Source organism: Amycolatopsis sp. NPDC057786, from assembly GCF_042797905.1.
Taxonomy (GTDB): domain Bacteria; phylum Actinomycetota; class Actinomycetes; order Mycobacteriales; family Pseudonocardiaceae; genus Amycolatopsis.
In genome coordinates this window covers 1-15036 of sequence record NZ_JBHVKW010000079.1, presented here as the reverse complement: position 1 = coordinate 15036, position 15036 = coordinate 1, and the positions used below count along the sequence as shown (strand labels likewise).

The 15036-nt window shown below is 68.9% G+C and carries 12 protein-coding genes; 8 read left to right on the top strand and 4 right to left on the bottom strand.

Going from position 1 to position 15036, the window contains the following annotated elements; genetic code table 11:
• Positions 1-15 precede the first annotated feature (15 nt).
• The 3 genes from ACFVM3_RS30790 (at position 16) to ACFVM3_RS30780 (ending at position 1953) form a co-directional block, all read left to right on the top strand.
• On the top strand, positions 16-714 hold the full coding sequence (locus tag ACFVM3_RS30790) for a TetR/AcrR family transcriptional regulator (RefSeq protein WP_378443445.1): 699 nt from the start codon (positions 16-18) through the stop codon (positions 712-714).
• A 157-nt stretch (positions 715-871) separates the two neighbouring features.
• Entirely contained in the window at positions 872-1090 is a 219-nt protein-coding gene (locus ACFVM3_RS30785; protein ID WP_378443444.1) for a hypothetical protein, read from the top strand.
• On the top strand, positions 1087-1953 hold the full coding sequence (locus ACFVM3_RS30780; RefSeq protein WP_378443443.1) for an alpha/beta fold hydrolase: 867 nt from the start codon (positions 1087-1089) through the stop codon (positions 1951-1953). The genes ACFVM3_RS30785 and ACFVM3_RS30780 overlap by 4 nt, the downstream gene beginning before the upstream one ends.
• On the opposite strand, the gene ACFVM3_RS30775 is transcribed toward ACFVM3_RS30780, so the two are convergent.
• Positions 1928-2854 carry a hypothetical protein gene (locus tag ACFVM3_RS30775; protein WP_378443442.1) on the bottom strand — a complete coding sequence of 309 codons (927 nt, stop codon included), beginning with the start codon at positions 2852-2854 and terminating at the stop codon, positions 1928-1930. The genes ACFVM3_RS30780 and ACFVM3_RS30775 overlap by 26 nt on opposite strands.
• Positions 2855-3092: 238 nt before the next feature.
• On the opposite strand from ACFVM3_RS30775, the gene ACFVM3_RS30770 reads away from it, so the two are divergent.
• Positions 3093-9473, top strand: a complete 6381-nt coding sequence (locus ACFVM3_RS30770; RefSeq protein WP_378443441.1) for an Ig-like domain-containing protein — start codon at positions 3093-3095, stop codon at positions 9471-9473.
• Between the two features lie 25 nt (positions 9474-9498).
• On the opposite strand, the gene ACFVM3_RS30765 is transcribed toward ACFVM3_RS30770, so the two are convergent.
• On the bottom strand, positions 9499-9939 hold the full coding sequence (locus tag ACFVM3_RS30765) for a hypothetical protein (RefSeq protein WP_378443440.1): 441 nt from the start codon (positions 9937-9939) through the stop codon (positions 9499-9501).
• 172 nt (positions 9940-10111) lie between these two features.
• On the bottom strand, positions 10112-10525 hold the full coding sequence (locus ACFVM3_RS30760) for a RidA family protein (protein WP_378443439.1): 414 nt from the start codon (positions 10523-10525) through the stop codon (positions 10112-10114).
• A 104-nt stretch (positions 10526-10629) separates the two neighbouring features.
• Between ACFVM3_RS30760 and ACFVM3_RS30755 the strand changes: the two genes are divergently transcribed.
• Positions 10630-11280, top strand: coding sequence for a maleylpyruvate isomerase family mycothiol-dependent enzyme (locus ACFVM3_RS30755; protein ID WP_378443438.1), 651 nt, complete (start codon positions 10630-10632; stop codon positions 11278-11280).
• Here the strand turns inward: ACFVM3_RS30755 and ACFVM3_RS30750 are convergent.
• Positions 11271-11600 carry a rhodanese-like domain-containing protein gene (locus tag ACFVM3_RS30750; protein WP_378443437.1) on the bottom strand — a complete coding sequence of 110 codons (330 nt, stop codon included), beginning with the start codon at positions 11598-11600 and terminating at the stop codon, positions 11271-11273. The two genes, ACFVM3_RS30755 and ACFVM3_RS30750, sit on opposite strands and share 10 nt — an antisense overlap.
• A gap of 81 nt (positions 11601-11681) precedes the next feature.
• Here ACFVM3_RS30750 and ACFVM3_RS30745 point away from each other — a divergent pair, with 81 nt between their 5' ends.
• From ACFVM3_RS30745 to secD, 3 genes are read left to right on the top strand one after another with little or no spacing between them, the layout of a single operon-like run.
• Entirely contained in the window at positions 11682-12257 is a 576-nt protein-coding gene (locus tag ACFVM3_RS30745; protein ID WP_378443471.1) for a TetR/AcrR family transcriptional regulator, read from the top strand.
• 30 nt (positions 12258-12287) lie between these two features.
• A complete protein-coding gene (locus ACFVM3_RS30740; protein WP_378443436.1) occupies positions 12288-12680 on the top strand; it encodes a hypothetical protein in 393 nt (130 codons plus the stop codon).
• A 57-nt stretch (positions 12681-12737) separates the two neighbouring features.
• Positions 12738-15011 carry a protein translocase subunit SecD gene (gene secD / locus ACFVM3_RS30735; protein ID WP_378443435.1) on the top strand — a complete coding sequence of 758 codons (2274 nt, stop codon included), beginning with the start codon at positions 12738-12740 and terminating at the stop codon, positions 15009-15011.
• The last annotated feature ends 25 nt before the right edge of the window (positions 15012-15036 follow it).

Below are 15036 nucleotides of genomic sequence, written 5' to 3'. Positions count from 1 at the left end.
TCACGAAGGGGCGAAATGCCGAAGATCGGTGGCCGTCCGGCGATGATCGCGCGGGACGACATCCTGCGCGCCGGTCGTGAGCTGGGGATGCGCCGGCTGAGTGTCAAGGCGGTCGCGGTCCGGCTGGGGGTGACCGCGACCGCCCTGTACCGGCACGTCGACGGCCGGTGGGGGCTCGAGCGGCTGGTCGGCGAGAGCATTCTCGCCGAGTTGCGGCTCCGGGACGATCCGCGGCACGACCTCGAACGGCATCTGCTGTCGTTCGCCCTGCAGATGCGGGCCTTCATGCTGGAGTATCCGGGCCTGGTCGCCTACCTCCAGTTGCTGTTCCCGCGTGGTGACGGCGGTCAGCGCCTGGTGAACACCGAGGTCGACGCCCTCGTCCGCCGGGGTTACGAGCCCGCCGCGGCGATCGTGGTCAGCGGAGCGGTCGCGTCGTTGACCATCGCGATGACCGCGTCCGAGGAGAACAGCATGGCCGCGGAGGAGGCCGACGGTGACGGGCTGGACCGGGAGCGGCAGGCCGTCCGCGACCGGCTGTCCCGTGACGACCGGCTCGCCGGGCCGTCCGCCGCGTTGCCGGAGGTACCGCGGCCCGAGTACGTGCGGATGCTGCTGACCGCGTCGATCCGCGGGTTGATCGAGTCCTGCCCACCGGGCAGACCGGTCGCCGAGATGGTGGCCGATCTGGCGGCCACGGGGGAGGATCTGTGATGGCGCGCGGCTTTCAGGGCGCGGTGATGCGGGGTTTCGGAGCCAGGGACCACGAAGGGTCGCCGAGGTCGCCAGGCTCGCCAGGGCGGACGAACTGCTGGAGCACACGGCCGTCGGCGAGGCCACCAGCGCGCTGGACACTGAAAACGAGGGCGCCGTGGTCCGCTCGCTCAGTGACGATCCCGTACGCCGGACGCGAGTGATCGTCACCCACCGGATCGCCGGGATCCGGCACGCGGACCGGGTGCTGTTCCTGGAGGACGGGCGGATCGCGGAGGACGGCACCGTCGAAGAACTCCTTGCCGCGGAAGGACGTTTCGCCGGGTTCTGGCGGCGGCAGAGCGATGCCACCGGCTGGAGGATCACCGCGGGATGACCCACACCCAAGGCGAGCCGGAATGGGTCGTCACCCGCGACGCCAGGCGGCTCCACGCGATGGTGCACCCTGGGCCGGAGGGGGCCACCGGGCCGACGGTCGTATTCGAGGCGGGCGCCGCCGCCACCCGGTCGTCGTGGGCGGCGGTCCAGCCGGAGGTCGCCCGGCACGCCCGCGCGATCGTCTACGACCGGTCCGGGCTCGGCCGCAGCGCCCCCGACCCAGGCGGCCGCACGCTGCGGCGGATGGCCGACGACCTCAACGACGTCCTCGATCATTTCGGCAAGGGGCCGTACGTCCTCGCCGGGCACAGCGCCGGGGGGCCGATCGTGCGGCAGGCCGCCGCCGGCCGTCCGGAGCGGATCGCCGGGCTGGTGCTGGTCGATCCGACCGACGAAACGGCGGACGTCCTCTTCGGCCGCGCCTTCCGCACCGGTGAACGCGTCATGCTCCGGCTCGGCGCCGTGCTCGCACGGCTGGGCCTGCTCAAGGTCCTCTTCCGCGGTCTGCTGCGGGGCATCCCGGACGACGTCCGCCGCGACCTCGAACGGGAGGCGTTCACCGTCGGGACGGTGCGGACCCAGCGTGAGCAGGCCCGCACCTTCCTCGACGAACTGGCCCTCTGGCGGCAGGATCCGCCGGTGCTCGGGGACATCCCGGTCACCGTGGTGTCCGGCGGCCTCGGCGGGGGCGGATTCTCCGCGGGGATGAGGGCGCGGACGAACGCCTCGCACGCTCACCGGGCGAGCCTCTCACCCGGTGGCAGGCACGTCATCGCCGAGCGGTCCGGCCACTACGTCCCGTTGACCGAGCCCGAGGTGATCGTCCGCGAAATCGTCAGGATGACGTCAGCGCCAGCCTGAGTTCTTCGTAGGTCGGGGCGAGCGTCCGGAGGGTCGCGGCGGCACGTGCGTCGGCCTCGACGACGAGGTCGTACTGCAACGAGCCGATCAGCCGAGCCTGCGTGACGAGGACGGCGGCGGCCTCGTCACGGCCGACTCGGCGCAGGCACGCCGCGGCGTCGACGGTCCGTCGAGCGCCAAGACGCACGACGAAATGGATGAGCAGCCCGCGCGATTCCGGGTCGCCGCCGTCGTCGATCCGGTCGGCGAGCGCGAGTGCCGCGTCGCCGTTGCCGAGCGTGCCAGGCGGGAGCCCGGTGTCGTCTTCCCCGCTGAGCCGCCTGATCGCCCTGGGAAGCGACGCCACGATCGCGGCCTCCTCATCGACGACGGTGTGCCGAGCGAACTTCGTCCGCATCGTGTGCGGTTTGCCGTAGGCGACCGTTTCGGCACGCCAGGCGGCGGCGAAATCCGCTCGGGGGATCCGCGCGTACGGGTAGCCCTGCGGGTCGTGGGCGGTGACGGACTCGTCGTCCGCGGCGAGCGCGACCAGGAAATGGTCGGCGCCGATCGGGCCGGTCATACCCGGCTGGTGGCGCAAATGCCCCATTTCGACCGGGCCGAGCAACACCGGGCCGTCGGCGAGGCTCTCGACGAGCCGGGCGAAGGCGGCGTCCGGATCTGGCTCGCTCGCCGTCTCCGCGCGCCAGCCGAGGACGTCGAGGGCCTCTTCGATACCGACATCGGGGTCCCAGCCGAAGGCGTCGAAGAACGGCAGCGAACCGCCGATCAGCTGCATGCCGAAGGGACTGCCGGTCAGGGTTTCGAGCACGTCGGCTCCCGGCGCCTCGGAGCCGAGCATCATCGCGAGGGAATGGGCGTAGCAATAGGGGCCGGAGCCGCGATAAGGAATATCGATCACGTGTTCGACGATGGCATTTTTCGGCTGAAAACGCCACTCCCGGTCGCGTCCGTTGTGGACAGTGCTTTCATCACCCGTCCGGGGGTTTCGGGGCCACTCAACGGGTTTTATCCAGGCGACACCACCGATCACGGTTGCCGTCGGAGATCTCGCCGAACCAGGATGGCGATCACTTGGGCTCGCTGTCCCCGCCGTCCTGACCTGGGCCGACGGGAGCGAGGGGTGAGGCGGAGGCGGCATGGCGGAACGTCGTGGGCGGAATCGGTGGCGCCGGGGCATCGCGGTGCTCACGGTGGCGCTCGTGGCTTTGCTGATGGGGGCCCCGCTGCCCGCGAACGCCCAGATCCAGCCGCGCGGAGCGGGCACCGAACGGCCGATCGGGCCGGAACCGGTGTACTCCGGGCTGGCGCACGGTGGGATCACGATGGCCGCCAACTCCGTCGTCCAGTGCGGCGTCGGCGTGGTCTGCAACGAGTCGACGAGTAACGCGAGCCCGGTGTCGTGGATCAAGACCGACCCGGCCGCGCCCGGCAACACCGCCTCCGCGGCGAACCTGAACGTCCCGGCCGGTGCGAAGGTGCTGAACGCCCGCCTGTACTGGCAGTTCAATCCGGTCGCCAGCAACGGGACCTCCGGCGACGGGAACCGCGGCAACCAGGTCTCCGTGAAGACCCCTGGTTCCGGTACGTACCAGCGGATCACCGCCGAGACCTACGACTGGTTCCCCGCGACCACCACGGGCGGGTTCCCGACCCTGTACGCCTACGGTGGCGCCGCCGACGTCACGTCTCTCGTGGAGGGCGCCGGCACCGGGCAGTACACGGTGGCCGACATCCAGGCCTGCCAAGGCCAGTCGATCAGCGGGACGAACCTCGGCTGCTGGGGCGGCTGGTCGCTGGTGGTCGCGTACGAACTGCCCAGCGAGCCGCTGCGCTACCTGCAGGTGTGGGACGGATTGCAGCGGGTCGCCGGCGGTACCACGCCCAGCTCGGCGACCATCGCGCTGAGCGGTATCAAGGCGCCGACCTCGCGTCAGCCCAACGTCGAACTCGGCATCGTCGCGGGTGACGGTGACGCGCCCATCACCGGCGACTACCTTCAGGTCGGCCCGGACGCGTCCAGTCTCCAGACCATCGCCATGCCCGCGCCGGGCGGCGTGGCGACCAACAACGCGTTCAGCAGCCGTATCGACCGGGTCACGGCCACCGGTTCGGGCACCAACGTCACTTCGCGCTTGCCCAACCCGGTGAACAACGTCGGCTACGACTCCCGCAGCGTCGACATCACCGGCAAGGTCCCCGCGGGGACCACCGCGCTCCAGGTGAAGATCGGCACCGTCGGCGACGCGTTGTACCCGCAGACGATCTGGCTCGTCACCGACGCGCTCGAACCCGACCTCCAGATCACCAAGGCCAACGACCCGGTCGGCAACACCGACGACAACCCGCCGGGCTACGTCACCAAGGGTGGCGAGATCACCTACAGCTTCGACGTCGCCAACCGGCACGCCGACGGCAGTGTCACCGACCTCGACACCGCGACGAACGTGGTGCTCACCGACACCCTGCCCGACGGCGTCACGTTCGTGGCCGGATCCAACCCGAACTGTTCGGCCGTCGGCCAGTTGGTCACCTGCAACCTGCGGAACCTGAGGCCGGGGCAAGCGCAGAAGGTCGACTTCAAGGTCAAGGTCGGTGCCTCCGTGCCGGACGGCACCAAACTCGACAACACCGCCAAGCTGACCTTCCGCGGTGAGGACACCGGGCGCCCGCAGGAGCGCACGTCGAACACGGTGCGGAACACGGTCGCCTCGCCGGGATACCAGCTGACGAAGACGGTCGACCTCGCCGAGGCGATCCCGGGCGACACCCTGACCTACCAGGTGACCCTGCGGAACACCGGGGTGATCCCCGTACCCGCGCTGACGGTGCGCGACACCTTGCCGCCGGGGACGACCTACGTGTCCTCCACGCCGTCGAAGGGCACCGCGTCCGGTACCGGGCCGATCGACTGGGCGGTGAGCGGCCTCGCCATCGGAGAAACGGCCACGCTGACGGTGCGCGTGAAGGTCGAAGAGGCCGCCATCGGCAAGGAACTGGTGAACCGCGCGAACGTCCCGGCCGGGCCGCCGCCGGTCGTCCCGCCGGACAACCGCTGCCCGGACGATCCCACCGCCGCGTGCGCGGAGACCAAGGTGCCGTCACCGTCGTACACGGTGACGAAGACCGCGGACAAGGAATCCGCGAACCCCGGCGACGTCGTGCGCTACAAGGTCACGGTCGCCAACACCGGCAGGGTGACCGCGGCGGACCTCAAGGTCGTCGACGATCTGACCGGTGTACTGGACGACGCGGCCTACCAGAGCGACGCGACCGCCGCGCCCGGTTCTGTGTCCTATGTGGAGCCGAAGCTGACGTGGACGGGCACGCTCGCCGCGGGGGAGAGCGCCGAGTTCACCTACACGGTCAAGGTCAAGAGCCCGAACACGGGCGACAACCGGCTGAAGAACGTGGTCACGACGGAGACGCCGGGCGGGAATTGCCCGCCGGGTTCGACGGATCCGAAGTGTGGGACGACGACGCCGGTATCGGGTTTGCTGATCGAGAAGTCGGTGGACAAGCAGTCGGCGAATCCCGGCGATGTCGTGAAGTACACGGTGACCGTGCGGAACACGGGTCAGACGAAGATCTCCGGTGCGACGTTCACCGATGATCTGACCCAGGTTCTCGACGATGCCGCCTACCAGAACGATGGTGCGGCGACGATCGGTGGGGTCACGTATGCGGCGCCGAAGTTGACGTGGACCGGTGATCTGGAAGTCGGTGCCACCTCCACGGTCACGTATTCGGTCAAGGTCAAGAATCCGAACACCGGCGACAATGTGCTCAGGAACGTGGTGTCGTCGGAGACGCCGGGCGGTAACTGTCCGCCGGGTTCGACGGATCCGAAGTGTGGGACGACGACGCCGGTTTCCGGGCTGTTGATCGAGAAGTCGGTGGACAAGCAGTCGGCGAATCCCGGTGATGTCGTGAAGTACACGGTCACGGTGCGGAACACGGGTCAGACGAAGCTGACGGGAGCGACGTTCACCGATGATCTGACCCAGGTTCTCGATGACGCCGACTATCAGAACGATGGTGCGGCGACGATCGGTGGGGTCACTTATGCGGCGCCGAAGTTGACCTGGACCGGTGATCTGGAGGTTGGTGCCACGTCAACCGTCACGTATTCGGTCAAGGTCAAGAACCCCAACCCCGGTGACAAGAAGCTGTCCAATGTGGTCACTTCGGAGACGCCGGGCGGTAACTGTCCGCCGGGTTCGACGGATCCGAAGTGTGGCACGACGACGCCGGTATCGGGTCTGCTGATCGAGAAGTCGGTCGACAAGCAGTCGGCGAATCCCGGTGACGTCGTGAAGTACACGGTCACTGTGAAGAACACAGGTCAGACGAAGCTGACCGGTGCGACGTTCACCGATGACTTGACGCAGGTTCTCGACGACGCTGATTACCAGAACGATGGTGCGGCGACGATCGGCGGTGTCACCTATGCGGCGCCGAAGCTGACGTGGACCGGTGACCTGGAAGTCGGTGCCACCTCCACGGTCACATACAGCGTGAAGGTCAAGAACCCCAACAACGGCGATAACGTGCTCAGGAACGTGGTGTCGTCGGAGACGCCGGGCGGTAACTGTCCGCCGGGTTCGGCGGATCCGAAGTGTGGGACCACGACGCCGGTTTCCGGTTTGCTGATCGAGAAGGCGGTGGACAAGCAGTCGGCGAATCCCGGTGACGTCGTGAAGTACACGGTCACGGTGCGGAACACGGGTCAGACGAAGCTGACGGGAGCGACGTTCACCGATGATCTGACCCAGGTTCTCGACGACGCTGATTACCAGAACGATGGTGCGGCGACGATCGGTGGCGTCACGTACGCGGCACCGAAGCTGACCTGGACCGGCGACCTCGAAATCGGTGCCACGTCGGTGGTGACCTACACGGTGAAGGTCAAGAATCCGGCCCCCGGCGACAAGAAACTCATCAACACCGTCACGTCGGAGACGCCGGGCGGTAACTGCCCGCCGGGCTCGACGGATCCGAAGTGCGGCACGACCACGCCGGTTTCCGGGCTGCTGATCGAGAAGTCGGTCGACAAGCAGTCGGCGAACCCCGGTGACGTCGTGAAGTACACGGTCACGGTCAAGAACACGGGGCAGACGAAGCTGACCGGTGCGACGTTCACGGACGATCTCACCCAGGTTCTCGATGACGCGGACTATCAGAATGACGGTGCGGCGACGATCGGTGGCGTCACGTACGCGGCACCGAAGCTGACCTGGACCGGCGACCTGGAAGTCGATGCCACGTCGACGGTCACGTACTCGGTGAAGGTCAAGAACCCGAACACCGGTGACAACCGGCTCAAGAACGTGGTCACGTCGGAGACGCCGGGCGGCAACTGCCCGCCGGGCTCCACGGATCCGGACTGCGGCACGGAAACGCCGATTTCGGGCCTGGAAATCAAGAAGACGGTCGACAAGCAGTCGGCGAACCCCGGTGACGTCGTGAAGTACACGGTCACGGTCAAGAACACCGGTCAGACGAAGCTGACCGGCGCCACCTTCACCGACGACCTGACCCAGGTGCTCGACGACGCCGTTTACCGGAACGACGGTGCCGCGACGATCGGCGGCGTCACCTACGCGGCACCGAAGCTGACGTGGACCGGCGATCTCGAAATCGGCGCCACCTCCACGGTGACCTACTCGGTCCAGGTGAAGAACCCGGGAGACGGCGACAAGAAGCTGTCCAATGTGGTCACTTCGGAGCCCCCGGGCGGGAACTGCCCGCCGGGCTCCGCCGACCCGGACTGTGGCACGACCACCCCGATCTCCGGGCTGCTCATCAAGAAGACCGCCGACAAGAAGTCGGTCGACCCCGGCGACACGGTGAAGTACACGATCACCGTCACCAACACCGGGCAGACCAAGCAGGACAACGCCACCTTCACCGACGACATGACCGAAGTCCTGGACGACGCCGACTACCAGAACGACGGCGCGGCGACCATCGGCGGCGTCACGTACGCGGCGCCGAGGCTGACGTGGGCCGGTTCGCTGGAGGTCGGGCAGACCTCGACCGTCACCTACACGGTCAAGATCAAGAACCCGAACCCCGGCGACAAGAAGCTGTCCAATGTGGTCACATCGGAGACTCCGGGCAACAACTGCCCGCCGGATTCGACCGACCCGAACTGTGTCGCGGACGTGCCGTCCCGCGAACTGACGGTCAAGAAGACGTCGGACAAGCAGACCGCGAACCCGGGTGACGTCGTCACGTACACCGTCGTCGTGACCAACACCGGCAAGGTCGACCTGGTCGGCGAGGACGCCGCACGGGTCACGGACGACCTTTCCGAGGTGCTCGACGACGCCGACTACGCCGACGATGCCACGGCGGCCCCGGTCGCCGGGAAGTTCGCCTTCGCCGCGCCGAACCTGGTGTGGTCCGGTGATCTCCCGGTGGGTGCTTCGACCACGCTGAAGTATTCGGTGAAGGTGAAGGACCCCGTGACCGGCGACCACGAACTGCGGAACACCGTCAGCACCAACACCCCGGGCACCTGCCCGCCGCAGTCCGACGACCCCGCGTGCTCGACCGTCACCCCGGTGCCCGGCATCGCGCTGGAGAAGAAGGCGGACAAGACCACGGCGAACCCTGGCGACGTCGTGAAGTACACGGTGACCGTGCGCAACACCGGCAAGACGAAGCTGACCGGTGCGACGTTCACCGACGACCTCACCGAGGTGCTCGACGACGCGGTGTTCCAGAAGGACGGTGCGGCGACGATCGGCTCGGTGACCTACGAGGAACCGAAGCTGACCTGGACCGGCGATCTGGAGATCGGGCAGACGGCGACGGTCACCTACAGCGTCAAGGTGACCAAGACCGACGGTGACGGCAAACTCGCCAACGTCATCACCTCCGGCACTCCGGGTGGCAACTGCCCGCCGGGCAGCAAGGATCCGAAGTGCGGCACGACGACGCCCCTGTCCAGCCTGAAAATCAAGAAGACCGTCGACAAGACGGAGGCGAAACCGGGCGAGGTCGTGACGTACACCGTCACGGTGGAGAACACCGGGCAGGCCCCGGTGGACGACGCGACGTTCACCGACGATCTGACCCAGGTGCTGGACGACGCCACCTTCGATGGCACCGCCAAGGCCAGCGCGGGCACGGTCACTTACTCCGCGCCGAAGCTCACGTGGAAGGGCGAGCTCAAGCCGGGGGAGAAGGCCACCGTCACCTACGCCGTCACCGTGCGGAAGCCGGCGACCGGTGACCACCGCCTCCACAACGTCGTCACGTCGGACACCCCGGGCGGCAACTGCCCGCCGGGTTCGGCGAACCCCGACTGCGGCACCGACACCCGCGTGCCGCCGGAGCCCCCGACGCCCCAGCCGCCGGAGAAGCCGAACCCGCAGCCGCCGGCGACCCCGCGTCCGCCCGGGCTGGCCGTGACCGGCTCACCGGTGAAGACGATGACGGTGCTGGCGCTGGGCATGCTGGCCATCGGCGCGCTGCTGCTCCTCGCCGGACGGAGGCGTCGGGAGTCCTAGGAACGCGGGCGATTCTGGAACGGCCTTATTCGGTGATAGTGCCTGTCCTGCACGCGACGACCGCGCCGTCGTCCCAACCGCAGGCTTTCCAGCTGGCCGTCTTGCCGTTGGGGATGTTCCCCACGCCCATGCAATAGGATTCGCCGCTGTAGACGTGCTTGTAATAGGACTTTCCGGTGTAGTTGTTCTTCACCCAGAGGGACGAGGATTGCGCATCGAAAGGCCGGTCGACGATCTTGAAGTTGTCTTGGTCGTTTCCGGTGCTTTCGTTGTAGTCGTGCCAGTAGAGACTGCCCGCCTGAGAGCCCCCTCCGTCAGGGATGTACCAGTGACCTTCGTTCCCGCTGCTACAGGAAGCGGCCTGGGTTTCCGCGGCCGGCGCCGTATCCGCGCCTGCGGAGGCCGGAACGAACAGGGCGGCGGCGAATGCCGCGACGACCACGCCAAATCGCGTGCGGTTCTTCATGGTGTACTCCCGTATCGATCGCCCGGCCCTGATGGCCGCGACGGCGCTTAGGAGAATGGAGTGGCAGGCCGGCAAAGGCCACACCTTTGCGCCCGAGCGAAAACAATCCCTTGCGGAGGTGACTCCGGGCAAGAAGGACCGAGCCGTCACCTACGCGCGGCGTGAGGCACCGTCACCTGGTCTTCGGCACCGCGATCAGCGCTTCGACCTCGACGACCAGTTCCGGCTTCGCCAGTGCCGCCACCACGATCAGCGACTGGGCGGGCCAGTCCGCTTCCGGGTACCAGCGGCTGAAGGTTTCGCGCATCGCCGTGCGGAACCCGGCGAGGTGCTCGGTGCCGGAGAGCATGCTGAACACCTTCACCAGATGTTCCGGTCCGGCGCTCGCGGCTTCGAGAAGCCGTTCGAGGTTGGCGAGCAACGCCCGGGTCTGGGACTCGGCGTCGGGGCCGGCGAGTTCGCCGTCGGGCCCGACGCCGACCTGCCCGGACACGACGACGAGTTCGTGATCTGCGGGAACGCGGACCAGATGGCTGTACGGGCCGATCGGCGCCGCCACGGTCTCCGGACTCCAGCGTTGGATCATCGGGCCCTCTCTCGTCCACCAAGGAAATCGCCTCCAAAGTACCGATGATTCCGGGCCGCGGCGGGAGTCTCACCTCCGGACAACGACGACTGGAGGGACTCCGGATGACCGAGCCACGAACGAAGACCGACGTCTGGCCGCTGATCCACGCCGAGCGGGCGGCACTGGCGGACGACCTGGCGGGGCTCACCGAGGAGCAGTGGAGAACACCGTCGCTGTGCGCGGGACTGACGGTGCGCGAGGTGCTCGCGCATGTCACCTCGGCCGCGACCCTCACCCCGCTGCGGTGGCTGGCGGGCGTGATCCGCTGCCGGTGGGATTTCGACAAGCAGGTCGCCATGCGGCTGGCCGAGCAGATGGGGGACGACGGCGCCGAGACGCTGGAGCGGTTCCGCGGCGTCGTCGCCAGCACGACGAAACCCCCTTTGCCGAAGATGGCGATGCTCGGCGAGACGATCGTGCACGGCGAGGACATCCGTCGTCCGCTCGGTATCCGCCGCGACCACCCGATCGACGTCCTCACCGCGCTGGCCGAGTACTACCGGGGGTCGGACCTGGTGGTGATGGCGAAGGGACGCATCGGCGGGCTGCGGTTGCAAGCCACCGACGGTCCCTTCGCCACGGGGTCAGGGCCGCTCGTCTCGGGCACGACCTTGGCGCTGATCATGGCCATGACCGGACGGGCGGCCCACCTCGCCGAACTCGACGGCGCCGGGGTCCCGATCCTGCGGAAGCGTGTCCTGGCTCAGGACTGAGATTCGACGGGCAGGCCCGCGCCGGCCCAGTCCTCGATGCCCTCCCGGTACTTGCGGACGTCGGTGTAGCCGAGGGCGGTGAGCCGGTCGGCGACCTGGCCGCTGTTCGGGCAGGCGGGGTTCGAGCAGTACGTGACGATGGCGGCGCCGCGATCGGGCAGCACGGTCGCGGCGTCCGCGTCGACGTCGGCGAGGACCAGGGGAACGGCGCCGGGCAGATGCTGCTTGGCGTAGTACTCGCCACCCAGTGCGTCGACCACCGTCACGGTCTTCGCGTCGATCGCGGCCTTCAGTTCGTCACGGGTGATGAGTGCGGTCATGTCGCTACCTCCAGTTAATCGGACTATAGTCCGGATGTGCCTCACGACCATAACGGACCGCAGTCCGCTTCTGCAACCTCGCTGGAACTCCTGCGCACGCCACCGCCCAGGGAGCGCTCCGACGCCGCCCGCAACCGGGCCGCGATCCTGGACGCGGCTGCCGCGCTGTTCGCCGAGCACGGCGTCGAGGCGGTGTCGATGGATCAGGTGGCGGCGGCCGCCGGAGTGGGCAAGGGCACGCTGTTCCGCCGCTTCGGTGACAAGGCGGGGCTGGCCGTCGCCTTGCTGGACGCGCGCGAACGCCTGCTCCAGGAAGGAATCCTGCACGGCCCGCCCCCGCTGGGCCCTGGCGCTCCGCCGGTCGAACGGCTCGTTGCCTTCGCCGACGCGTACCTCGATTACGTGCTCGAACACCTGCCGCTGGTGCGGATGTCGGAGACCGCCGCGCCCGGGGCGCGCTACCGCATCGGGGCCTACCGGTTCTGGCACCGGCACGTCGCGATCCTGCTCGACGGCACACCCGACCCCGAGCACGCCGCGCACGCCCTGCTGGCCCCGCTCGCGGCCGAACATCTGACCGCGTTGCTGCCGGAACTGGGGGAGGACCGCGTCCGCACCGGGATCACGCGGCTGTGGCGGCTGGCCGGATCCCAGTAGGGTGTCGGCGAGAACCCCAGGAGTGCGTCGATGATGGTGGAGAGCCGGAGGTACCGGGCGGCCAGGCAGGCCGTGCCGGCGCTGCTCGCCGCCGTGCTGACCGCGCTCGGGCTGTTCCTCGCGCTCCACACGGGCGGCTCCGCTTCGGCGGACGAGCCGCGCGGGGCGAACACGACGGTCGATTCCTCGGCCTCCAAGGCCGTCGCGCCGGTGCGCGCCGCGGGCAGGCTCGCCGCCGAACCCGCGCTCCTGGGTGTGCACGGTCACGGTGACCTGCCTCTCTTCGGCACCGTCCCGCATGGGCCGGCGTCCACGACGCTGCTCCGCCTGAGCGAACTCCACGAAGACGTCACCCCGCCCTCGCGCGCGGCGAACCGCCTCGCGCTGGGCGATCGCGCTCCTCCTTTCCCGGCTGCCGTCTGAAGCTGACGGGCGCGCGGTCCGCGTGCCCGAACCGGGAAACCCCTCGAGGAGAACTTCGTGCCGCGCGAAACCGCGCGGCGAGCCATGACCGGGCGAGCCGTCGTCTCGCTGGTCGTCCTCGCCGCGACCGTGTACCTGTTGCTGACCACCGCCCCGCGTCTGGGGCTCGATCTGCGTGGTGGCACGCAGATCGTGCTGGAGACCAAGGATTCGCCCACCGTCACCGCCGACGCCGAGACCACCGACCGGACACTCGAAGTGCTGCGACGGCGGGTCGACGCACTGGGCGTCGCCGAGCCGATGCTGGCCCGCTCCGGTGACAACCGGATCATCGTCGAACTGCCCGGCGTGCGGGATCCGCGCGAGGCCGTCGAGGTGATCGGCCGGACCGCGCAACTGTCCTTCCATCCCGTACTCGCCCCCGGCGCCGCGGACTCCCGCGTCCTCAACGACGAGAGCGGGCAGCCGATCACGCTGGGGCCTGCCGCGCTGACCGGTGAAGGTGTCGACGAGGCGCTCTCGTCGATCGACTCGCAGGGCGGCGGTGGGTGGCTCGTTTCGGTCGACTTCAAAGGGGACGCCGGTCGTGCCTGGGAGCGGCTGACCGGGCAGGCCGCCTGCTCGCCGCCGGGTGATCCCACCCGCCGGGTGGCGATCGCGCTCGACGACAAGGTGATCTCGTCGCCGCAGGTGAGCCCGCAGGTCGCGTGCGGTGTCGGGATCGTCGGCGGGAGCACGCAGATCACGGGGCAGTTCTCGCCTGCCGAAGCCAAGGATCTGGCGCTGCTGATCAACGCGGGCGCGTTGCCGACGCCGGTCGAGATCATCGAGCAGCGGACCGTCGGGCCCACCCTGGGCGCGGCCGCCATCGACGCCAGCGCCCGTGCCGCCGTGATCGGCCTGGCGCTGACCGCGCTGTTCCTGCTCGCGGTGTATCGCCTGGCCGGGCTGATCGCCGTGGGCACGCTGGTGGCGTACGCCGCTGTGTCCTACGCCGCGCTGCTCGCCGTCGGCGCGACACTGACCTTGCCAGGGCTCGCCGGATTCGTTCTGGCGATCGGTATGGCCGTCGACGCGACCGTGCTCGTGTTCGAAAGGGCGAGAGAAGAACACTCCGTCAAACGGGGAGGCTCGCTGCCGCGGTCGGTCAGCCGCGGGTTCAGCGGGGCGCTGTCGGCGATCGTCGATTCGAACGTGACCACCCTGCTCGCCGCGGGGCTGCTGTTCTGGCTGGCGTCCGGCCCGGTGCGCGGATTCGGGGTGACGCTGTCGATCGGTGTCGTCGTGGCGCTGTTCATCTCGCTCGTGCTCACGCGTCTGCTGCTGCACCTCACGATGCGGGGCGTGGTCGCGCGCAAACCGCGGCTGTCCGGGCTCACCCACGAGGGCCGGGTCCGGCGGTGGGTGAACCGCCGTGATCCCGGGTTCCTCGGGAAACCCCGGCACTGGCTGATGGTCGCGGGCGCGGTCGTCATCGCCGCGATCGCGGGACTGTTCGTGGCGGGACCGAACCTCGGTGTCGAGTTCACCGGGGGCAGGGTCGTCGAATACAGCACCTCGGCGCCCGCGGACGTCGAGCGGGTCCGGGACGCGGTCTCCGACGCCGGATTCCCCCGCGCAGTCGTGCAGACGTCCGGGGAGAAGGACATCTCCGTCCGCACCGAGCCGATCGACGAGGACGCCACCGAGCGGATCCGGACCGCCGTCGCCGGGGTCGCGGGCGACGCCACCGAGATCCGCGACGAGCGGATCGGCCCGAGCCTCGGCGCCGAACTGCGCACCAAGGCGATGATCGCGCTGGGCCTCGCGGTGCTGGCGCAGCTGATCTACCTGGCGGTCCGGTTCGACTGGCGGCTCGGCGTGGCCACCGTGGCCGCGCTCGCGCAGGACGTCCTGATCATTCTCGGGATCTTCGCCTGGCTGGGCAAGTCCATGGACGGTGTCTTCCTCGCCGCACTGCTGACGGTGATCGGCTACTCGGTCAACGACTCGGTGGTGGTCTTCGACCGGGTGCGGGAGGTACGGGGGCAACGCCGCAAGGAGCCGTTCTCACGGGTCGTCGGCACGGCGGTCCTGCAGACGCTGCCGAGGACGATCAACACCGGGATCGGGGTGCTGTTCGTCCTCGGGGCGCTGCTGTTCCTCGGGGACGGATCGCTGGCCGACTTCGCCCTCGCGCTCCTGCTGGGTCTCGTCGCGGGCACAGTGTCCACAGTGGCCACCGCCGGACCCGTCGCGATCCTGCTCGACAAGCGGTGGCCCGGGGCGGGGCGGCCCGTGCGGAAGGCGTCGCCCGCGCGGCAGCGGGACGACAACGGCGCGGTGGTGTGATCAGCGGTCCTTTGTGGACTTTCCC

Coding starts and splice junctions, on each gene's coding strand:
- ACFVM3_RS30790 (WP_378443445.1), top strand. CDS start 16: ATGCCGAAGATCGGTGGCCGTCCGGCGATGATCGCGCGGGACGACATC.
- ACFVM3_RS30780 (WP_378443443.1), top strand. CDS start 1,087: ATGACCCACACCCAAGGCGAGCCGGAATGGGTCGTCACCCGCGACGCC.
- ACFVM3_RS30770 (WP_378443441.1), top strand. CDS start 3,093: ATGGCGGAACGTCGTGGGCGGAATCGGTGGCGCCGGGGCATCGCGGTG.
- ACFVM3_RS30765 (WP_378443440.1), bottom strand. CDS start 9,939: ATGAAGAACCGCACGCGATTTGGCGTGGTCGTCGCGGCATTCGCCGCC.
- ACFVM3_RS30760 (WP_378443439.1), bottom strand. CDS start 10,525: ATGATCCAACGCTGGAGTCCGGAGACCGTGGCGGCGCCGATCGGCCCG.
- ACFVM3_RS30755 (WP_378443438.1), top strand. CDS start 10,630: ATGACCGAGCCACGAACGAAGACCGACGTCTGGCCGCTGATCCACGCC.
- ACFVM3_RS30750 (WP_378443437.1), bottom strand. CDS start 11,600: ATGACCGCACTCATCACCCGTGACGAACTGAAGGCCGCGATCGACGCG.
- ACFVM3_RS30740 (WP_378443436.1), top strand. CDS start 12,288: ATGATGGTGGAGAGCCGGAGGTACCGGGCGGCCAGGCAGGCCGTGCCG.